We start from the raw sequence: 21,006 nt of genomic DNA, 5'->3' as shown, positions 1-21,006 counted from the left end.
CGTTCGACTTGCCAAAGAGATCAGAATGACCCAATCCGGTTCCAATCCCGGCGCCAGCAAGGCGCTCGGGCATATCCGCGTCCTCGACCTGTCGCGTGTCCTGGCAGGCCCCTGGTGCTCGCAAAACCTCGCCGACCTCGGCGCCGACGTCATCAAGATCGAGCGTCCCGGCAGCGGCGACGATACACGCGCCTGGGGCCCTCCGTACGCCAAGGACGCTTCCGGCAAGGATACCGGCGAGGCGGCCTACTATCTCTCGGCCAACCGCGGCAAGCGTTCGGTGACGGTCGATATCGCCAGCTCCGAGGGCCAGGCGCTGATCCGCGAACTGGCGAGCCAGTCGGATGTGGTGCTGGAAAACTTCAAGGTCGGGCACCTGAAGCGCTATGGGCTGGATTACGCCTCGCTCAAGGCCATCAAGCCGGACCTGGTCTACTGCTCCATCACGGGTTTCGGCCAGGATGGGCCGTACGCGCATCGCGCCGGCTACGATTTTCTCATCCAGGGCATGGGCGGGCTGATGTCGGTGACCGGCGAACGCGACGAGCTGCCCGGCGGCGGCCCGCAAAAGGCCGGCGTGGCGTTGACCGACCTGATGACCGGCATGTACGCGACGATTGCCGTGCTGGCCGCGCTGACCCACCGCGACCGCACGGGACTCGGCCAGTACATCGACATGGCCCTGCTGGACACGCAAGTGGCGATGCTGGCCAATGTCGGCAGCAATTACCTCAACAGCGGCAGGCCGCCCAAGCGCTGGGGCAATGCCCACGCGAACATCGTTCCCTACCAGACCTTCGCCTGTTCGGACGGGCACATGATCGTCGCCGCCGGTAACGACGGCCAGTACCAGAAGTTCGTGGAAAGCGGCGGCCGCCCCGAGCTGGCGACCGACCCGCGCTTCGCCACCAACCCGCTGCGCGTGCAGAACCGCGACGTGCTGGTGCCGCTGCTGGCCGAGATGGCGGCCACGCGCACCCGCGACGAATGGATCGCGATGCTGGAGGCGGTGGGCGTGCCCTGCGGGCCGATCAACGACGTCGGCGAAGTCTTCGCGAATGAACAGGTACAGGCGCGCGGCATGGCGATCGAGCTGCCGCACCCGGAAGCGGGCACCGTCAAGCTGGTGCGCAATCCGATGAAGATGTCGGCGACGCCGGCGACCAGCGACGCAGCTCCGCCGCTGCTGGGCCAGCACACGGTCGACGTGCTGCGCGAGGTACTGGGAAAGAGCGAGGACGAAGTCGCAGCGCTGCAGGCACGCGGGATCGTCTGATCGCTTGCGCTGTCGATTGAATGAAAAAGCGGCTGCCCGCGTCATGCGAGACAGCCGCCTCCGTCGATTGGCCGGCTTTGCGCCGGCCAGACGACTCAGTGCAGACTCAGTGCAGCTTGTGCTTGAACTCCGACAGCTCGGCATGCACGCGGGTGACAACCGCTTCCAGATGCGCCGGCATCTGCGGCATAGTGCGGCTCATGCGCTTGGCCTCGTCGCCCATGTCTTCCAGGCTGTCGACGCACTGCACGATGCGCGCCTCGTCGTTCGACTGCATCACATCACGTGCCTGCTGCAATTCACGCGAAATGCGTTCGATACAATCACGCATCTGCGGCGGCGTATCCTGCGACGCGCGGCAAGCCTGCTCGGCTTCGCCGATGGTCTGCTGCAGGTGGCTGTAGCGTTGCTGGATTTCGTTTGCTTGGAGCATGATGACCTCCTTCGAAAAGAGAGCGAATAATTTTAACGCTGCGGATAAATGCGCGCGAGCGGGCGCACATTAGCGTTGGGAAACGAGAATGGCGGACCAATTCAGAATCCGGGGACGAAAATTCGGTCAAATACTGATTCGCGTGCGGGCTCACAAATGACGCCCCGTGAGAGAGATTGTTCGAAATGCCGTCACGCCGCCGGCGCTAATTCATCAGCTGTTTCGCTCGATTAGATGGGGTTGTTTTCGTACCCATCAAGGCCTTGGACATAGGAGGACCGGATGATTCCGGCAGCAAAGATAGAGTAGCGCGTCATTATCCGCCACTGGTCCCACGAGCTAGGAGTCAAGGTTGGTCGGACCGGGACGAAAAAAGGAAATGGCCTAGCTTGCTGAAGGGCTGTAGTACTGCGTAGGCCAAGCAGTCCGAAACCTTCAACCTCCTGCCGAGCTGCTTATTGACGAGGAATCAAGTGGTTGCCGCGCTCCAGTGCTTTTCTCTCAAGTATCGCTATCCGAGCTTTGGACGTCGCGATGTCCTCTTGCACCCAGCGGCCTTGACCGTCGTGCCTGTGCGTCATTGAAATTCGCGCCACTCACCGTGGAGCGGGCGAATGGCCCCGTTTGAATGCGCAAACGGCAGCTTGACGCTTACCGTTGTCCACAGGATCGATACCACTCATCTCATTGATCCAAGTCCGCAGGCAACAGCTTCACCACCAATTCCCCTTTGTCGCCCGGCACGAGGCAAAACGTGCCGTAATATCCCATGGCATTTGATTCTTTGAGTTTCGCGGCAAGGTAGACAGCGTAAGCATGATCTAAACGAAGTGTTTGCAAGGTCCGCTGTTCAGTTAAAGGCAGCGCCTACCCGTACGAAATGCAGTCCTTGGGCTTAAGCAAGAGCGGCTTCTCATCTGAGGTGACGGCCGTATACCACTGCTCTTCAGGAAGCACTCCTGGACGGATCGCTTTCGCATCGGATACAAGAATTGAATAAAGTGAGACTCCATCACGGGTTTCTTTATTCGAGGGTATCGAGAAGCACACACTTCCTTTGGTGCTCTTTACTTCAGCCTGCTCAAGGCGAGAAATGGCCAAACAATCAACGCCAACGAGCATCGTTGCGACCAATACACTGCAAACGAAAATTGCCCGTAACGGCTCAGTGCTCATGTCATGCTCCACGTAATTCCATTGCGAATTAGTTTCAAGCATGGATTGTTGGATAATTTAAAGGGCTCGAATGCTCGCCCTTCCAGCATTCGCGGTCGACATCTCAGATGGTAGCGACCTATAGCGAGTTGGCGGAGCTCATTTAAAGTCTCTCATTACCTGCGAAGTCTTCATCCCACCCCATCTCTAGTTCTGCTGACATTTGGAAACTTAGAATTCTATGATCATTGGTTCCGGCCCCGGGGCAGGACCGATCCATTCGCGCTTGAGCGGCCTAAGATTGATTACTGTCCCATTGCCAGATAGTGCGACCATACCCTGAATCCACGGTCGGCATCGCTTCACCCTTCCGAAATAAACGCCGAGATTCCGTTTTTGCGGGTGTAAAGTAAAACCCGGTCTCTGGGCAAGCCTGGCCGCCAGGAACACGGATATGTTGCGCAGCAGTCGTCGCGTCGTTCCGAACGATGCCCTGCGCACCGGAAGCGCGTTCGACGAGATACCACGTACAGTTTCGCTCCTCCAGGATTGGCTCTTCGTCATATTGCTCACCTGTTGTTGGGTGCAAGATCGGGCGCATTCCGGTGCGTACCTTCGTCGTAGGCGCTGTCTCATATCTGACGAACAAGAATTGGGCGCAACTTCCTTCCACATCGGGCACATAAATACCGCTGCGCTCGAGTTTCTGTCCCGTTGCGACCGATACGTTTGCTTGGACTTGGTACATGGGCCATTGGGCAGGAGGATTTAGTGGCCCGAAGTAATCGTTGTATTCAGCCAAATCGAATGGCCCCCACCCAGCCCGCTCAGTACGAGAAATATTGCGAGCTAGCATAATTGCCTTGTCTAGAAGCTCTCCGTAGATATTCTCGTCCGACCGGGGCATCCATCCGGACCAGTAGTCCATTTGGCCTTTGAAATCGCTCTGCACTCCCCATGAGCAAGTCAGACCAAGAAAATCACCATGGGTCAATAGAATGTAACCTGAGTGTAAACTCTCTAGGGTTTTGCGGAAGTTCGGGATAACACGATGCCCCCAGACGACATCGGGCTGCTCCGGCAAAGGACGCGAACGATAGTTCTTGGGTAAATTCCGCATACAATTGTCAAGGCAAGCTTCCAAATGTTTGACCATCTCAGCCCAAGTGTCGCGGAGTTCGCAAAAATATTCCGCTGATATGTAGCGCTCGAGAAGGAATACCTCTTGAGAATTTAGGACTGGTTTCATTTTTTCCTTAGCGAACGTGGTTGCGTTGAACGGGAACCCCGACTAGGCTATTGCTTGTCCCTAAGTCGTCGTATCCCCACCCGGTTTTTTGCCGTGGACTCAGATGGGACTTATCCATATGCGACGGGTCGACGACTATCTGGCGTGCGCCCCCTTCAAGGACAAAATCGGTCTTCTCCATCCGTTGCGATGCGGTTACCCCTTCCCAGACTTTCAGGCCTGATCCTGGTGGAACGGTATAGACAACGAACTCTCCATTGCTGTTCCAGTTTGCCCATACAGCGAAGCGTCGCCTCCAATCATCTTTCGACTTCAGCTTCTTAAACTCGGACTCGCTCATCCAGCAAATGCTGTTATCGAAAGAGGTCGGATCGACGATACGGTACAGCTTTGTCCCAGGCGGAATTGTCAACGCTTGAATGGTGTTAAACGTCTCGTGCGCATTGTTGAGTGGATGCCGCCCACGTTTTGGACCAGACACTGTACTTGTCCACCCCGGCGGGGCATTTGGCGGCACAGCGACCTGGGGGTATGCCGCGCTTGGAGTCCTATCGACCCAAGCTGGCTTTCCTTTGTTAAAAGCAGCTAATTCCTCGGCTTCAGACACCTTCGCAAAGGCATGCGGATTCACCGAGTTCAAGTAAGCGCGGTGCGCCATATCGGCTTGTATCTCCAAACGCCGCGCTAGCGCTTCCATCGCATTCCGAATGGGACCGACAGCCCCCGTCAAATGGCAATGCGCTCCCTGCCGTACCTGATCGATCTTCCGGATAAGGTCTGTCGCGTGCGAGGCTACGGTACTGCCACCCCATTTCGTCACCAGACCCAGCAAATGCTTTCCTGCTCCGGCAACGTGGTCGAATGCGCCGATCAAGGCGGTGGTGTTGACCTTCGCAGCGAGCTTTTTGACCTCTATCGCAAGAAGCCGATGAGGGTTGTCCCACTTCATGGCCTTCAGTGCGGCCACGATTTCTGGGCGGGCGAGAAATCTGTTTAGCTGAACGATAGCCTCGTCGAGATGTAAGGATAGGCGTGGCGTCACGCCGCTGACCGCACCCGCCTTTCGCATTCCGGCAAACATGACCTTGAGGGAGCCTTTCAGTAGCGAGCCAAGCCCAGGGATCAGCCCGATCAAGGTCAAGGCGAGCGTGAACCAGTGCCACTTTTGCGAAGGTTCTTCATCGAGCTTCTTGCAGTTCGCGACCAGATCACGCACGTCACACAGCTGATCGACAAACGGAATCATGGAAATGATCGTCCCGGTTACGACCTGCGCGGTGCTGGCGCTATCGTTAAAGTCCCCCTGCAGCACTTCCCAGATCCACTCGGCACCGGCGGCCAAGCTGTTCCTGCCCTCCTTGATCCATTGGGCAGGGGCAGAACAAAACCACGCTAATGCGTTTTCGAACTCGTCGTTCATGTATCGCACTCCAGGGAGATTTTCAGCCGGCGAACATCTTGTCCGCTCTGGATAACATCGCTGTCAAGGGATCCCAGGGCGGATCAGGCAGCGGCGTTCGCTCTTCGTACTCCGCAGAGATCGGCTTCTCGGGCACATTGTCGTGACGAGCATTTCCAGCCTGATCGAGCGTTCCGCTGATGACGACGCCCTCTGCGAACTTGATCTTGTAACCCACGCCTGCCATCGGTTCACCGCTGGCATCCCGGTAGTTAAGCGCGATGAAGTTATTCAGCTTAGCTCCCGCTTCCGGGAAATGAGGGAATTCAGCCGATTGCTTGGCACCTTGGTCAAACAAATGCTTCCCCCCCTTCACCGAAAACTTCCCCGGACAAGCAAACGTAATATCCCCACCCTCCAGCGTGATCGCCGACTGCCCCGCCTGCAGCACGATCTTTTCCTTGGCCTTGATTTCAATGCAGTCATTCACCGAAATCACCGTAATTTCCTTGTCCGCCAGGATCTCCAGCCCATCCGTATGCGCCTGCAGCGACACTGGCCCATTCGCCGCAATCGCCTGGATGCCCCCCGCATGCGTGAACAAGCTGGCGGCACTGCCGGCAACCGAGGACACCGTATGTGCCGCGCTCAGGTGCAGATCCGACTGCGTGGTCCACGCTAATTGTTGGCCGGCGTAGAGCACGGTCGATGCCGGCGTCGCCCAGTTGATCCCGGCCGCCGAATCCATCAGCACGAGCGCGGAACCGAACTTCTCGACCGGCCCCGCGCCATCGAGCTCGCGGCTGCCCGCCCGCGACTTGAGCGCCTGCTGGCCGCCGACTGCGCCCGCATACTTGCCCTTCGCCTTCGGATCGATCTGCTCGATGAACGCGCGCTGTGCCTTCTCCGCGTCCTTGCTGGACAGGGCGCCCTGCTGTGTGGCCGCGTCGAACAGGGTCTTGCCGAGTGCCTGCGCACCCTTCAGCATCGACACCGCTTCAAGCGTATCCATCTGCGTCGAGGGCACGCCGCAGCCCCGGCACGCACGTGCGCTGGTCGACAGCAGCACGCCCTCCCCGCCGCGCACGACACCCCAGGCGTCGGTGCGCAGCTCGAAGCCGCTGCCGCGGTAGGCACCGCGTGTGCTTGAACCCGGCGCTTGCTGGATCAGGTAGCCCAGGTTCAGTTGGGTAGCTGCGGTGCTGGTGGCAAGGCGCGTGCGCACCTGTCCCGCCGTGTCGTCCAGCTGCCATTGGTTGAAACCGCTGCCGTCGAAGTTGCGGCTGTGGATGCCCGACAGCGTTCCAGCGTGGTCGGCGCCGGACTCCACGCCGGCAGGAAACGGCGGCGTGTCGACGCCGTTGTGGAGCTGGGCGACGATGAGGGGACGGTCGATGTCGCCCTCGACGAAATCGACCAGTACTTCGGTGCCGACACGTGGCGTGAAGAGCGTGCCCCAGTTCGGCCCGGCCAGTGCTTCGGCCACGCGCACCCAGGTGCCGGATGTCTCGTTCCCCGGCGCGCAGCCGGCGTCGTCGGTGTCGTGGGCCATTCCGCCGGAGTTGGGGGACGCGCCACGCTGCCAGGCAAACTGGATGCGCACCTGATGGTCGCGCGTGGTGGTCGAAACCGCGTCGGTCAGGCCGACCACCAGCGCTGCCTGCGCGCCAAGAGCCGTCGTGCGGCGCAGCGCCGCGGTCGCTGCCGGCACGATCGCAACGGTATCGCGCACGCAGGCGAAGCGGTTGCGATAGCTGCCCTTCTCCACGCCACGCTCGCCGCCGGCGATGCCGGTCTCGAAATTATTGCGTGCTTCGTGCTCCACCCACAGCACCGTGAAGACATTCTCGCCCTCGGGATAGCGCTCGTGCTGGGTGAGCGCGAAGCCGTGACCGGCGGCCAGGCGCCGTACCGCGCCGGCGCCGCTGAACACCTTGTTGTCCCGCTCCAGCGCTTGCAGCATCAACCGGCTGTGCGCGTCAGCCGCGCCCCGGTCGGCGAAGCGCCGCTCGCCACTGCCGTCATGCACCTGCATACCCGGCAGCTCGCCGGCATCGAGCATCGACTGCTGTTCGGCGGCGGGCGCGAGCAGTTGCGCCGGGTGCCAGCTGCTGCTGGCGACCGCGTTCGCCGCGACGCTGCGGCGCGCACCGAACCCGTCGATGGCGTCGTCTTCCTCGGTGGCGCGCACGCCGTGGAAACGCAGTGCTGCCCCACCTGGGGTGGCTGGGGCCTGCGCAGCGCTGTCGAAGACGACGAGGCGGTGCCCGCCCTGATCCTCTTCCTGCGCGTGCTCGAAGCGCCAGCTCAGGCCCTCTAGTGCGAGCAGCCGGGTGAAGAAATCGAGATCGCTTTCGCGGTACTGGGTGCAGATGGGGCGCACTGGCAGCGCCTGGGTGATGTCGAAATCGAAGCGCACCTGCGGATAATCGGCCAGCAGTTCGGTGACGATATCGCGCGCGTTCTTGTCCTGGAAAATGTAGCTGTCGCGACGCAGGCCCAGCAGCGCCAGCGCCGGCTCCAGGCGCAAGCGGTAGCGGGCAACGCCGCCGTCGGCGCCCATCCACGCCGCGCCCGTGCACAGGCCATGCCAGAAGCGCCGGCTGCCGTCGGGCTGCAGCAGGCCCAGGCGCAGCTCTTCGCCAAGAAACAGCGCAAGGTCGAGGTCGGCCGAGGTGCTCAGCGCATCGACTTCGAAACAGAACAGTTCGTTGATCGCTTCGCGGCCCGTGATCCGCTCGGCGGCCAACGATTCAGGGAGCTCGCTTTCCTGCGGGGTGGTGAGGGTAATGAGCCGTGCGTGCTGGCCGAGGCCCGTACCGAACAGGGCCGAAAGTGAAAAATCGGACGCGTTCATGCGCGGCCCGGCAATGCCATCGTTGCCATCTGGAGAGCTCCTTCGGTTCGGACGAATCGGAAGGCAGAGAGCTCGCGCGGCACCCACGGCGCCGACACGAGCTGCAAACTTGCCAGCCGACGATGTTACCGAAGGTCAAGAAGGGAAAGCCACCTGCAGACATGATCTGCATCAATGCTTAAGCTAAATTTTGACTCGCAGGATCACGGCGCCGCGGGCCCGACCGGTTCCAGCGGCGCCAACACACGTAAGCGCAATGCGATGAGCATGGCCATCACCAGAATCGCCCCCAGCAGCCCCACCACGCCCAGCCAGCCGCCGTGCTCCCACAGGTAGCCCGAACCCCAGCCGACCACGCTCGAGCCGAGGTAGTAGAAGAACAGGTACAAGGCCGACGCCAGCGCCTGTGGCGCCCGCGCGCGCCGGCCGACCCAGCTGCTGGCCACCGAGTGCGAGGCGAAGAAGCCGAAGGTGTAGAGGCCGACGCCGACGACGACGGCGACCAGGTTCCTGAACAGGGTCAGCAAGAGGCCCGCGAACATCACCGACATCACCAGCCACAGCACATTGCGCCGGCCCAGGCGGTCGGCCAGGCGCCCGGCCCAGACGGAGCTGAAGATGCCGAGCAGGTAGAGGATCGACAGCGCGCCGACGGCGCTCTGGCGCAAGTTGAATTCAGGTCCGAGCAGGCGGTAGCCGATGTAGTTGTAGAGGCTGACGAAGGACCCCATCAGCAGGAAAGACAAGGCGAACAGCCAGGGCAGGCCGGGGTCGCGCAGGTGGCGGCGCAGGCCATCCAACAGGCCGCCGAAGCCGCCCTGCCCGCGACGGAAGCGCTTCGAGGGGGGAAGGCTGCGCCAGAACTCCCAGGCCGCGTACAGGCCGGCCGCGCCCATCACCGCCAATGCCGAGCGCCAGGACCAGAAATCGCTGATGACCGAGGCCAGCACGCGTCCCGTCATGCCGCCAAAGGCGCTGCCGCTGATGTACATCCCCATCGACAGGCCGAGCGAGCCGCCTTCGATCTCTTCGCTGAGGTAAGCCATCGCCACGGCGGGCATCCCGCCCAGCATGAAACCCATCAGGGCGCGCAGGACCAGCAGTTGAGAATAGTCGTGGGTGAAGGCGGCCAGCAGCGTGAGCAGGCCGCCGCTGAGCATGGAGGCGGCCATCAGGGGCTTGCGGCCGAAGCGCTCGGACAGCACGCTCGATACGAGCAAGGAGACGGCCAGTGCGCCGGTGGAGATCGACAGTGCCAGGCTGCTTTGCGCCGGGGTCAGGGCGAAGTCGCGTGCCAGCAGCGGCATCAGGGGCTGGACGCTGTAGAGCAGTGCGAAAGTGGAGAAGCCGCCGAAGGCCATGGCGCGGTTGACGCGTTTGAATGCAGGGCTGCCGGCGGCGATGGCGGGAGAAGACATGGGTGAATCCGGGTGCGGGACAGGCCATGATAACGGAGAACTGGCGTGGGTATCGGCGGACACCTCGTCGCTTGTGAGCGTATTGACGGGGCGTGATGATCGGTTGGATGCAGTTGCCGGATGCGCGCGTTCGCGTGGGGTTATCGAGAACAGGGGACTCGACAACGGCGTCGACCTACGGGGATCGATAATGCGAGCGCGAATTGAACGCGTAGGCGGGGGACCCGCCTACCCTACGGTATAGATGGTGCGAGCTTGAGGTTGAACGCGTGGACGGGGGACCCGTCCACCCTACAACGGCGGCCTATCGGCAATGCCTGCTTGCGTTGAACGCGTAGGCGTTTGCATTCCGGGCCATCGGCCCGAAATGCCCCACCTACCCTACGGGTACTCGGTGTCGAGCTCCGAGCCCGCGTAGTTTTCCATCTCGGCGACCAGCTGCTTCATCGGTGCCTTGGTGTGGATGTTCTTCAGCACGCTGCAGGTGTCGCGGTAGCTGGCGATGCGTTCGGCGATGATGGCGCGGTGCGGGGCCGGTACCTTTTCCAGCAGCGCGGCCCAGCCGGCTTCGAAGTCGGGCTGGTTCTTGCGGACGGACTTGACGAAGTTCTCGAAGGCCTTCTGGCCGGCGCGCGCGACGATCACGCCGCCGCCGTCGACCGCGAAGATGATCGCCATCGCAATCACGCCTTCGGCATTGATGTCCGGGTCCTTCACCGGGCCCTCGTAGTGGTGCTTGCGCAGCCACTTGGCGGCGTTCACGATCGCCTGCACGTCCAGGCGCTGGCGCAGCTGGCCCTGGTAGCGCTCGTAGCCGGTCCAGCTCTCGCCAGGGTCAGCCGTGCACAGGTCGACGAACAGCTCCTTCAGGCGCCGCTGCGAATACACCGGGTCCAGGTCGTACTCGCCGACCAGGCTGTCCTCGGGCAGCGCGGACAGTTCGCGCACGAGTCGGAAGCCCGCCTGGAACACGTACTCGGCGCCCTCGTCGATCAGGATGTCGAGCGCGCCGGCATCGCTGTCGTCGCCCTCCTCGGCCAGCAAGTGTTCCAGGCCCAGCGAGATGCCGCCGACGGTCAGCATCAGCGCGCGCTGGATGCCTTCGGCGGTGCGGTCGTTGGTGAACTTCTCGGAGACCATCGCGGTGACGCCGGAGAGCTCGTCGGCCAGGCCGATCGCCTCGTCGGCGTTGGCCTGCTCCGGCAACAGCTTGATCGCCCGCACCAGGCGCGGCAACCTTTCGATGACGATGGCAGGGAGCATGCTCTGGCGATCCCCGCTCACGAAAAGATGTCCGTGCCCATGCTCTTGCGCGTACTGCGGCGCGGCAGGGTGCGTACCGAGGGCACCTGCTTGCGCAGGCGGTACAGCAGGTCGCGCGTGGAGCGCTGATGGAAGTCCGGGTCTTCGTCCGGGTCGTCCGGGAACTCGGCGTCGGCCATCTCGGCGCTGTGGCGGAAGTCCGGGAACAGCTCGATCAGCGAACGCTCCCAGCCGTCTTCGCTGGCTTTCGCCAGGTCGATGGCGAGGGGCACGATGTCGCTGTCGGACGAAGTCTGGCCCGTCACGTAGCGGCCCTTGGTGTTGATCTCGCCGGCCACTTCCATGATCTCTTTTGGCGCCAGCGACCACAGGATGGCGAACACGGTGGCGCCATGGTCGGTGCTCGAGGCTTCCTGCAGCAGTTCGTGGCGGCGGTCTTCGTCGTCGTTCGCGTAGACGATGCCATGCACGTGGTTGAACAGGCCCTCGGCGATGCGCTCGGGGTCGTCCTCGATCATGTTGTCGGGCCAGGTGGCGGCCAGGTAGGCCAGGCTCTCGGCCCAGGCCTTGGGCGGCACCAGCATGGTCGCCAGCGAAGTCTTGGCGCCGTCGAAGCCGGCCAGGTGCAGCGCGGTGACCTGCGGCGGCAAGGTCGACAGGACCTCGGCCACGGCATAGTCGCCGTGCTCGTCGGCGGCTTTCGAGAACGCCTCTTCGGCGTGCTGCAGCGAACCGGCCAGCACCAGTTCATTGATCTGCCGGGTCAAGGCCGGCAGGTTGGCCTTGTCGTTGTCACTCATTCGCGTTCTCCTTCGCCGTCGAAGATCTGCGTGAAGTCGTCCGATGCCGCGGTGCCGTCCATGTCGTCGTCATCCTCGTCGCCCTCGTCGCCTTCGGCCAGCTGATCGAGCGACTGGTCGTCGTCTTCCCAGCGCTGCTGGTGCTTGTAGAGGAAGGCCGTGATGATGGCCTGGCGCGCCAGCTCGGGGTGGTTGTCGGTCATGGCCGCGTACATGGCGGCGCCGTCCTCGCCCTGGCACTCGGCCATGGCGAACACGCGTGCGGGGTCGCCGCCGGCGTAATCGGCCGCCTCGCGCATCAGGCCTTTCGGGTCGAGGAACTTGATCTTGTCAACGAGGGCGAAGGCCATCAGGTTGACGTCGTCGATGCCGGAACCGCCGGCGTATTCCGACACCAGGGCCTCGACCATCATGTCGTAGTTCTTGCGGTTCGGCGGATCGCCCAGCGTGCCGTCGATCTGGCCTTCCAGTTCACGCGACTGGTAAGCGAATTCGGGATGTACTCGTTTCATTGTTATTCCTGTGATTGCGTAAGTCGGGCCGCCTGGTTCAGGCCTGCAGCGTGACGCCATTGAGCGCGAACAGCGAGCGCCACAGCTCGAAGGCCTCGGCCTCGGCATCGAGCACGATGCGGTGGTTCACGCTCTGGTTGTATTCCTCGCGCCTGGCCGGGTCCGACAGGACCTCGTAGGCCTTGCTGACGGCCTTGAAGCGTGCTTCCGCTCCCGGCGCCTGGTTGCGGTCGGGGTGGTAGCGCATCGCCAGCGAACGGTAAACCTTCTTGATCTCTTCGTCGCTGGCATTGGGCGCGACGCCGAGGATCGCGTATAAATTTTCCACTTTTGGAACTCTCCGGCAGAGGGCCTGGCGTCAGGCCCGGAAAACGGCAAAACGGCCATTATCCTATATAAAACGCCAACATGACAGCGGCGCCGGGCGGCATGCACTGGTGTTGACGGCTTGCAAGGCGCAGTTGGCGTCCGCCTATCCGGCCAGTATGGGCACTGCATACTGAGCGAACCGTGCGCTCCACCACATAGGCGGGGCACTGGCGCACTGCCTGCGGTAAAATGCCTGCAACTTTCATACACACTCCTCTTTCCATGAGCAACGAGAAAAACAAGGCGGCGTCGGCGAATGCGCCCTCGTCAAATTTCCTGCGCGCCATTATCGACAACGACCTGGCGGCCGGCATCCACGCGCGCGAAGGCATGCCTCCGGTCATTACCCGCTTCCCGCCGGAGCCGAACGGCTACCTGCACATCGGCCACGCGAAATCGATCTGCCTGAACTTCGGCCTGGCGCGCGACTACAACGGCCGCTGCCACCTGCGTTTCGACGACACCAATCCTGAAAAGGAAGACCAGGAATACGTCGACACCATCATGGACAGCGTCAAGTGGCTCGGCTTTTCGTGGGAGCAAGGCGGCCAGGAATACCTGCATTACGCCAGCGACTACTTCGACAAGCTGTACGCGATCGCCGAGTACATGATCCAGAAGGGTGTCGCCTACGTCGACAGCCAGAGCGCCGAAGACATGGCGAAGAACCGCGGCAACTTCGGCACGCCCGGCACGAATTCGCCTTTCCGGAATCGCCCGGTCGAGGAGTCGCTGCAGATCTTCCGCGACATGAAGGCCGGCAAGTACAAGGACGGCGAGCACATCCTGCGCGCGAAGATGAGCGAGGACGCGATGTCGTCCCCGAACATGACCAACCGCGACCCGGCCCTGTACCGCATCCGCCATGCGCACCACCACCGCACGGGCGACGACTGGTGCATCTACCCGATGTACGACTTCACCCACCCGCTGTCGGATGCGATGGAGTCGATCACCCATTCGATCTGCACGCTGGAATTCCAGGACCACCGTCCCTTCTACGACTGGCTCGTCGCCACCGCGACCGAAGGCGGTTTCTTCGAGCCGCCGGTACCGCGCCAGTACGAGATGTCGCGCCTGAACCTGACCTATGTCGTCATGTCCAAGCGTAAACTCCGTCAGTTGGTGGACGAGGGCATCGTTTCCGGCTGGGACGACCCGCGCATGCCGACCATCGTCGGCCTGCGCCGCCGCGGCTACACGCCGGAATCCATCCAATTGTTCTGCGAGCGCATCGGCGTGTCGAAGGCGGACGGCTGGATCGACATGAGCACGCTGGAAGGCGCGCTGCGCGACGACCTCGATCCGAAAGCGCCGCGCGCGATCGCCGTGCTGCGTCCTTTGAAACTGATCGTGGATAACTTCCCCGAAGGCGAAGCGCACGAGTGCAGCTCGCCGGTCCACCCGCACCATCCGGAATGGGGCGTGCGCACCTTCCCGTTCACGCGCGAACTGTGGATCGAGCAGGAAGATTTCATGGAAACCCCGACCAAGGGTTACTTCCGCTTCACGCCGCCCGTGGGCGACCAGCCTGGTTCGCGCGTGCGCCTGAAGTACGGCTACGTGGTCGAGTGCACCGGCTACGACAAGGACGAGAACGGCAAAGTCACAGCCGTGCACGTGAACTACTTCGCCGATTCGAAGTCGGGCACGCCGGGCGCGGACAACTACAAGGTCAAGGGCAACATTACGTGGGTCAGCGCGGCATCAAGCATCGAAGCCGAAGTGCGCCTCTACGACCGGCTCTTCCTCGACGCCAACCCGGACGCGGGCGGCAAGGATTTCAAGGCCCTGCTCAATCCGAACGCACTGGAAACCGTGACTGCCTACCTCGAACCCGGCATGGCCGCAGCCGTTGCCGAGCAGCGCTTCCAGTTCGAGCGCCACGGCTATTTCGTGGCAGACCAGGTCGATTCGCAACCAGGCAAGCCGGTGTTCAACCGGGTGACCACGCTGAAGGATAGCTGGGGCAAGTAATTGCCGGCGTGGCGCCTCGCCCATGCTTTGTAGCGAACACATCCCGCCCCGGAGGCTCCTTCCGCGGCGGGATTTTTCCCGTCTTTTCACGCAAAAAAAACAACTAGCAGTCCTGCCAGGTTCCAGTCCCCGCCGTCTGCGCGATTCTGACTAAAATCAAGAACGAAGCGTATTCTGATGACGATGAAATCGGCGGACAACTGGATTTCCAGGATCGGCGCGATCAAGCTGGGCTCATGGCTGGGCGCGATCCTCTCGCTCGGCGTGGGCGTGGCCTTGCACGTCACCACCAGCCAGGCCATCGAAAACGATGCGCGCGAGCGTTTCGGGCACATGGCACGCGGTGTCCAGTCGATCCTCGACAGCCGCATCAAGACCTATGCCGATTTGCTGCGCGGCACCTCCAGCCTCTTCCTCACCACCGAGCACGTGACGCGCGAGCAGTTCCGCCAGTACGTGAACGGGCTCGATCTCGCCAGGCATTTCCCGGGCATCGAAACCGTGAATTTCGCCCGTCATCTGCGGGAAAGCGAACGCGCCGCCTTCGAGGCCGAGATGCGCCAGGACCTGCCCGGCTTCAGGATCATGCCTCCGGGCCACCGTGCCGAATACACGGTACTCACCTTCATCGAGCCTGGCCAGTACTGGAACGGCCGCATCGGCATGGACCTGCACGCGCGGCCGGCCGTCGCGCTGGCGCTGGCCTATTCGCGCGATACCGGCGATCCCTCGACCTCGGGCACGGCGGTCCGCATCCAGTCGACCGCGAGCGGCCTGGGCATGCGCATGCCTGTGTACCGCGCCAACACGCCGCTCACCGATGTCGCCCAGCGGCGCGCCGCCTACATCGGCTCGGTGGGCATCGGCTTTTCCGTCCAGCGCCTGGCCCAGGGCGTGCTCGACAACATGCCGAAAGACGCCACCAGGCTGATGATTTCAGGCATGAGCCCGGTCGAGGAACCCGGCGGGCCGCCGGGCGTGTACCGGCGCCGCGTGTTCTTCGACAACCATCCCGGCATGGAGACCGACGAACGGCGGGTGTTTCACGCCCTGCTGCCGGTGGGCGTGAGCGGGCGCGGCTGGGACATCGATTTCAGCGTGAAAAAGCGCAGCCTGTATTCCGAGATCGACAGCCTGCTTCCCTGGGTGGCCATGCTGGCCGGCGTGACCGGGACTGCCCTGCTGTATGCGCTGTTCCAGACCTTGAGTTCCTCGCGCCGGCGTGCCATCGAACTGGCCGAGGAGATGACCGGCGAACTGCGCGGCAGTGAAGCGAAACTGCAGAAGACCAACGACAACCTGCGGCGCCTGGCAGCGCATGCCGAGACCATCAAGGAAAGCGAACGCAAGCGCATCGCGCGCGAGATCCACGACGACCTCGGCCAGAACCTGCTGGCGCTGCGCATCGAAGTCGACTTGCTGGCCTCGCGCACCAATGAGCGCCATCCGCTGCTGCACGCGCGGGCGCAGTGGATGCTCGAGCAGATCGACGCCACCATCAAGAGCGTGCGCCAGATCATCAACGACCTGCGCCCGAACGTGCTCGACCTGGGCCTGACGGCGGCGGTCGACTGGCAGATTACCGAATTCCAGCGCCGCACCGGCATTCCCTGCGAACTGGTGTCTGACAATCACGACCTGCACGTGAGCGACCGCTGCGCCACCACGCTGTTTCGCATCCTGCAGGAGTCGCTCACCAACGTGTCGCGCCACGCGCGTGCAACGGCGGTGCGGGTGGAGCTGGCGCTCGACCCGGATGCGATCTCGATGTCGGTCAGCGACAACGGCATTGGCCTGAAAACGGGCGGCGGCCAGAAGCCCGGCTCCTTCGGCCTGGTCGGCATCGAAGAGCGCGTACGCATCCTCGGCGGCAAGTGCGTCATCACCAGCCGGCCGGGCGCCGGCACCACGGTCCACGTCTCCATCCCCGCGGCCGACAACCTCATCTCCGTGGCCTACGCGCCCGCTCCCTCCTCCCTCGCGCCCAACCCCGCCCTCAACAGCCTTTAGGCAGCTTTACCACAGGAAATTAGTTGACGTCACTCAAGTTGAGTTTAGTCAAGGAAATCCGGAAGCTTGGGGTAGAGAATCCATATCAATGCTTCTCGTCAATAACGACGACGGCAACTGAGGAGGAGGGCCGGATCATCTGCCAGCATGACTTTTCCCACAGCGCATACCACCAATACAAATAACGATGTAGTCACCAAAACTAAAGGATAAATCATGATCTCGAACAAAGACTTCAACCTGATCGCCGCCCTGGACTTGAGCCCAATCAAGGTCAAACTGATGCACAAACAATCCGGCGAAGGCTGGTCGCTGGAAAAGGCGAATGCGATGGAAATCGAATACCGCCGCTTCCTTTACCTGATGAAGGCTTTTCCGAACGAACAGACTGCGCCCCTGGTCGACGTCGATACCTTCTGGCATTACCACATCCTGGACACGATGAAATATGCCCGCGATTGCGACCAGGCTTTCGGCTACTTCCTGCACCACTATCCGTATGTCGGCATGGAAGGCGAGGACGGCGCCGAAGTCCAGCAGGAAGCCGGGCAGCGCATGCGCGACCTGTACGAGTCGACCTTCGGCGAAGACTACCTGCATGCTCAGCCGGCGAACGACCTGGACTACGGCGCCGCAGGGACGGCAGCGGCAAACAACCCCTGGTACGGCGCAGCAACGGGAGTCGAGGCCGCGGACGTGCAGACCGCCTGGTGCGGCGCACCGGCCATCAGTGCCGCCGGCGCGCAGACGGCATGGTGCGGTGCCCCGGCAGGCACGGCGGGCACTGTGCAGGCCGCATGGTGCGGTGCCCCGGCGGGCAAGGCGGCGAACATGGCGACGGCCTGGTGCGGTGCGCCGGTGAGCCAGGCGGGCAAGCCGGCGGCGAATGCACAAACGGCCTGGTGCGGGGCGCCGGTGAGCAAGGCAGCCAATGCGCAGACGGCGTGGTGCGGTGCGCCGGTGAGTCAGGCGGGCAAGGCGGCGGCGAATGCGCAGACCGCATGGTGCGGTGCCCCCGTGAGCAAGGCAGCCAATGGGCAAACGGCATGGTGCGGTGCGCCCGTGAGCAAGGCGGCGCATGCGCAGACGGCATGGTGCGGTGCGCCCGTGGCCAAGGCAGCCGATGTGCAGACCGCGTGGTGCGGCGCGCCGATTGGCTCGGCTGCGGCGGCGCAGAGCGCCATCGCGCAGGCAGCCTGAGCGTCGCTGTCGGCAGGGCCCCGCCCTGCCGCATCCTGTCCAGATCGCAGCCGGCGGCAATGCGCCGGCCCTCCCCTCAGGCCGACTGGCCCAGCGTTTCCGGCGCAATCATCAGGGAACGCAGTTCGCGGATGCTGTAGTCGCTGATCTCGTGCATGCGCAACAGGATCGTCGCCCCGATCGGCAGGGTACTGTGGCGGATCTTGCTGATCACCGGCGGTGCCACGTCGAGTGCGCGCGACAGCGCCGCGTCGTTCTTCAAACCCGTTTTCAGGATGATGGCATCCAGCACACGGTTGGGGTCATATTGTGCGCCTTCCGGCAACCTTCTGATCGGCATCTAAATTCTTTCCAAATGTCACAAACCTGCATAAATTTTTCACAGTTGTCGATTCGTCGTGAAAAATTGGCCTGCGGGCTGGAAAATGCGCCATTTATATGGCGATATTCGCGGGGTGGCAATGATAATAGGAAAGATAGTTTTTACTCAAGCAACAAGCATGGTTTTTTCGCTACCGATGCTCGCTTGCAACATCATGGTTTCTTGTGGCGCGCGCGCAGTTGCTGCCGCACCTGGGTTTGCGTCTTGTTCTGCTTGCTTTCGAACAGGGCGACGGCTTCCTTCTTCGCCTGCTCGACGGTACGCATGGCGTCATGGTCGTCGTGTGCCACGAAATAATCGTTGGCCTGCGCATCGACCACCAGCTTGATCGCCGCCTCGTCGTCCAGGTCGTACATTTCGGTGAGCAGCGTGGTGATTTCGTCGAGGAAGGCTTCGTAGGTCATGGTCGTCATGGTGTGCACTCGTCGTGAATGATTTTGGGAGGGGCGCTATTCTATCAGTGCCCATTGCGCCAGGGCGTGCCCGACGTGCGAATAGCGCAGGCGCACGCCGAGTTCGCGGCGCATGCGCGTGTTGTCGAGGCGGCGCGATTCCGACATGAACGACAGCTGCATGGGCGAGACGGTCGCGCGCAGTTCCGCGCGCGGCAGGCGTGGCGGATGCGGCAGCCCGAAGGCATCGGCCACTGCGTCGAAATAATCGCCCATCTTCAAGCGCGTGTCGTCGGTGGCGTGGTACACCCGCCCAGGACGCGCGCGCGCCAGTGCCAGCGCGACGATGCGCGCCAGGTCGTCGGCATGGATATGATTCGTGTACACGTCGTCTTCCGCGCGTAGCGCCGGCGTGCCTTCGCGCAGGCGTTTCAGGGCAGGCGCTCCTGCGCATAAATGCCCGGCACGCGCAGGATCGCCACGCTGCCTTTGCTGCGCCTGGCCCAGTCGCGCAGCACGCGCTCGGCGTCGACCCGCCGCGCCGCACGCGCATTGCGGGGCGCCACGGGGCGCGTTTCGTCGACCAGCGCCCCGCCGCAATCGCCATAGACACCGCTGGTACTGACATAAACGAGCCGCGCCCCCTCGGGTAGAATGGCGGCCAGGCTGCGCGTGCGCAGGTCGCGCGCGCCCTCAGGCCGGGGCGGCGCCAGATGGACGACGTAGTGTGCCAGTCCGCGCAGGCGCGCCAGCGTCGCCGGCTGGTCGAGGTCGGCCACGACCGGCACCGCCCCGGCGGCACGCAGCGCCGGCGCCCGTGCCTGCTCGCGCGTGAGGGCAAAGACACGGAAACGCGGACACAGGAGCGGCAGCAAACGCATGCCGACGTCGCCGCAACCCACCAGCAAGAGGCGCGGGCGCCCCAATTTATTGTTGTTGTTCATTTTGAGGATTGTATGACGTTCCAGATCACTGTCCAGCCCAGCGGCACCCAATTCGCCTGCGAGGACGACGAAACCGTGCTGGCAGCCGCCATTCGCGCAGGCGTCGGCCTGCCCTACGGCTGCAAGAACGGCGCCTGCGGTTCCTGCAAGGGCAAGGTGGTCGACGGCGTGGTCGCGCACAAGCCGCACCAGGCGCGCGCGCTGTCGGAACAGGAAAAATTGCAGGGCATGTCGCTGTTCTGCTGCGCGGTGCCCGAGGGCGACGTGACCATCGAAGCGCGCGAGGTCGGCGGCAGCAGCGACTACCCGATCCGCAAGATGCCGACCCGGGTGCAGTCGATCACGCGCGCGGCGCCGGATGTCGCCATCGTCACGCTGCAGCTGCCGGCCAGCGAAGCGCTGGCCTACCGCGCCGGCCAGTACGTCGAATTCCTGCTGAAAGACGGCAAGCGCCGCGCCTACAGCCTGGCCTGCGCGCCGAGCCTGGAGCGCCCGCTCGAGCTGCACATCCGCCACCTGCCGGGTGGCCTGTTCACCGACCATGTGTTCGGCGCCATGAAGGAGCGCGACATCCTGCGTTTCGAAGGCCCGCTCGGCACCTTCTTCCTGCGCGAGGAATCAAGCAAGCCGATCGTGCTGCTCGCGTCGGGCACGGGTTTCGCGCCCGTGAAGGCGCTGGTCGAGCACCTGATGCATTTGAAGTCCACCCGCCCGGTGCGCCTGTACTGGGGCGGACGCCGTCCGCAGGATTTGTACATGCACGAGCTGTGCGAAGCCTGGACCACCACCCTGCCCGACTTCACCTATATCCCGGTAATTTCGGACGCGCTGCCGGAAGATGGCTGGAGCGGACGCACGGGCTACGTACACGCCGCCGTGATGCAGGACATTCCGGACCTCTCGGGCTGGCAGGTGTATGCCTGCGGCGCGCCGGTGATGGTCGACGCCGCGCGCAGCCAATACACGGCGCAATGCGGCCTGCCGGCGGAGGAGTTTTATGCCGATGCGTTCACGACCGAGGCGGACCTGGCGGCGGAATAAATCCGGCGTCTCGACGCGTCCGTGCGCTGAACGCGTGGGCGGCGCAGGTGCCGCCTCGGTCTCGTAGGGTGGGCGCCCCGTGCCCACGCCGTAGTCGAACAGATGATTGCGTTGACACGGCGGTTGTGATCGGAAATACGAGTCAAATAGCTTAAACGCAATGCACGCGTCCGCGTGGGCACGGGGCGCCCACCCTACGGCTGTTCGCCCGCGCGTTGAACGCGCAGACGGCGCCGCTGCCGTGTCGGCTCAAGCAGCGCGGGTAGAGCCGCCTACCCTGCGACCTGCGGTGTTTCGCCGATTCAGGCACAATGGACGGTCCCAGCCAG

General features: G+C 63.1%; 18 protein-coding genes and 1 pseudogene. 5 read left to right on the top strand and 14 right to left on the bottom strand.

What is annotated here, in order from left to right:
• The first annotated feature begins 25 nt into the window (after positions 1-25).
• Entirely contained in the window at positions 26-1,276 is a 1,251-nt protein-coding gene (locus G4G28_RS07025; RefSeq protein WP_182991411.1) for a CaiB/BaiF CoA-transferase family protein, read from the top strand.
• A gap of 106 nt (positions 1,277-1,382) precedes the next feature.
• On the opposite strand, the gene G4G28_RS07020 is transcribed toward G4G28_RS07025, so the two are convergent.
• The 11 genes from G4G28_RS07020 to G4G28_RS06970 all read right to left on the bottom strand — a co-directional run bounded on the left by G4G28_RS07020 (position 1,383) and on the right by G4G28_RS06970 (position 12,690).
• Positions 1,383-1,709, bottom strand: coding sequence for a hypothetical protein (locus tag G4G28_RS07020; RefSeq protein WP_182991410.1), 327 nt, complete (start codon positions 1,707-1,709; stop codon positions 1,383-1,385).
• 684 nt (positions 1,710-2,393) lie between these two features.
• The gene (locus G4G28_RS07015; protein ID WP_183108179.1) at positions 2,394-2,549 is read right to left on the bottom strand and encodes a hypothetical protein; all 156 of its coding nucleotides are present in this window, start codon (positions 2,547-2,549) and stop codon (positions 2,394-2,396) included.
• Positions 2,550-2,576: 27 nt separating this feature from the next.
• The gene (locus G4G28_RS07010; protein WP_182991409.1) at positions 2,577-2,885 is read right to left on the bottom strand and encodes a hypothetical protein; all 309 of its coding nucleotides are present in this window, start codon (positions 2,883-2,885) and stop codon (positions 2,577-2,579) included.
• A gap of 274 nt (positions 2,886-3,159) precedes the next feature.
• Positions 3,160-4,113: a hypothetical protein gene (locus G4G28_RS07005; protein WP_182991408.1), complete on the bottom strand. Its 954-nt coding sequence runs from the start codon at positions 4,111-4,113 to the stop codon at positions 3,160-3,162.
• Positions 4,114-4,120: 7 nt separating this feature from the next.
• Positions 4,121-5,533, bottom strand: coding sequence for a hypothetical protein (locus tag G4G28_RS07000; RefSeq protein ID WP_182991407.1), 1,413 nt, complete (start codon positions 5,531-5,533; stop codon positions 4,121-4,123).
• A gap of 22 nt (positions 5,534-5,555) precedes the next feature.
• Entirely contained in the window at positions 5,556-8,456 is a 2,901-nt protein-coding gene (locus G4G28_RS06995) for a type VI secretion system Vgr family protein (RefSeq protein WP_229507920.1), read from the bottom strand.
• Between the two features lie 116 nt (positions 8,457-8,572).
• Positions 8,573-9,787 (bottom strand): MFS transporter, encoded by a 1,215-nt coding sequence (locus tag G4G28_RS06990; protein WP_182991405.1) that lies wholly within the window; start codon positions 9,785-9,787, stop codon positions 8,573-8,575.
• Positions 9,788-10,168: 381 nt separating this feature from the next.
• Complete coding sequence (locus G4G28_RS06985; protein WP_182991746.1) at positions 10,169-11,050, bottom strand: hypothetical protein; 882 nt, start codon at positions 11,048-11,050, stop codon at positions 10,169-10,171.
• Between the two features lie 17 nt (positions 11,051-11,067).
• Positions 11,068-11,850, bottom strand: coding sequence for a hypothetical protein (locus G4G28_RS06980; protein WP_182991404.1), 783 nt, complete (start codon positions 11,848-11,850; stop codon positions 11,068-11,070).
• Complete coding sequence (locus G4G28_RS06975; protein ID WP_182991403.1) at positions 11,847-12,362, bottom strand: hypothetical protein; 516 nt, start codon at positions 12,360-12,362, stop codon at positions 11,847-11,849. The genes G4G28_RS06980 and G4G28_RS06975 overlap by 4 nt, the downstream gene beginning before the upstream one ends.
• 37 nt (positions 12,363-12,399) lie before the next feature.
• Positions 12,400-12,690, bottom strand: a complete 291-nt coding sequence (locus G4G28_RS06970) for a DnaJ domain-containing protein (RefSeq protein WP_182991402.1) — start codon at positions 12,688-12,690, stop codon at positions 12,400-12,402.
• Positions 12,691-12,953: 263 nt separating this feature from the next.
• Between G4G28_RS06970 and G4G28_RS06965 the strand changes: the two genes are divergently transcribed.
• From G4G28_RS06965 to G4G28_RS06955, 3 genes are all read left to right on the top strand, one after another.
• Entirely contained in the window at positions 12,954-14,708 is a 1,755-nt protein-coding gene (locus G4G28_RS06965) for a glutamine--tRNA ligase/YqeY domain fusion protein (protein WP_182991401.1), read from the top strand.
• Between the two features lie 183 nt (positions 14,709-14,891).
• Positions 14,892-16,718 (top strand): CHASE domain-containing protein, encoded by a 1,827-nt coding sequence (locus tag G4G28_RS06960; protein ID WP_182991745.1) that lies wholly within the window; start codon positions 14,892-14,894, stop codon positions 16,716-16,718.
• A 216-nt stretch (positions 16,719-16,934) separates the two neighbouring features.
• Complete coding sequence (locus tag G4G28_RS06955; RefSeq protein ID WP_183108178.1) at positions 16,935-17,918, top strand: glycine-rich domain-containing protein-like; 984 nt, start codon at positions 16,935-16,937, stop codon at positions 17,916-17,918.
• Between the two features lie 76 nt (positions 17,919-17,994).
• Here G4G28_RS06955 and G4G28_RS06950 read toward each other — a convergent pair whose 3' ends face one another.
• From G4G28_RS06950 to G4G28_RS06940, 3 genes and pseudogenes are all read right to left on the bottom strand, one after another.
• Positions 17,995-18,258 carry a hypothetical protein gene (locus G4G28_RS06950; protein ID WP_182991398.1) on the bottom strand — a complete coding sequence of 88 codons (264 nt, stop codon included), beginning with the start codon at positions 18,256-18,258 and terminating at the stop codon, positions 17,995-17,997.
• 194 nt (positions 18,259-18,452) lie between these two features.
• Entirely contained in the window at positions 18,453-18,704 is a 252-nt protein-coding gene (locus G4G28_RS06945; RefSeq protein ID WP_182991744.1) for a hypothetical protein, read from the bottom strand.
• 45 nt (positions 18,705-18,749) lie between these two features.
• A pseudogene (locus tag G4G28_RS06940) lies at positions 18,750-19,636 on the bottom strand (NAD-dependent epimerase/dehydratase family protein).
• 12 nt (positions 19,637-19,648) lie between these two features.
• Between G4G28_RS06940 and G4G28_RS06935 the strand changes: the two are divergent.
• A complete protein-coding gene (locus G4G28_RS06935) occupies positions 19,649-20,677 on the top strand; it encodes a CDP-6-deoxy-delta-3,4-glucoseen reductase (protein ID WP_182991397.1) in 1,029 nt (342 codons plus the stop codon).
• The last annotated feature ends 329 nt before the right edge of the window (positions 20,678-21,006 follow it).

This window comes from Massilia sp. Dwa41.01b (genome assembly GCF_014171775.1).
Classification (GTDB): domain Bacteria; phylum Pseudomonadota; class Gammaproteobacteria; order Burkholderiales; family Burkholderiaceae_D; genus Telluria.
Note: the sequence above shows the minus strand (reverse complement) of the source record. Positions and strands in the feature narration are given on the sequence as shown.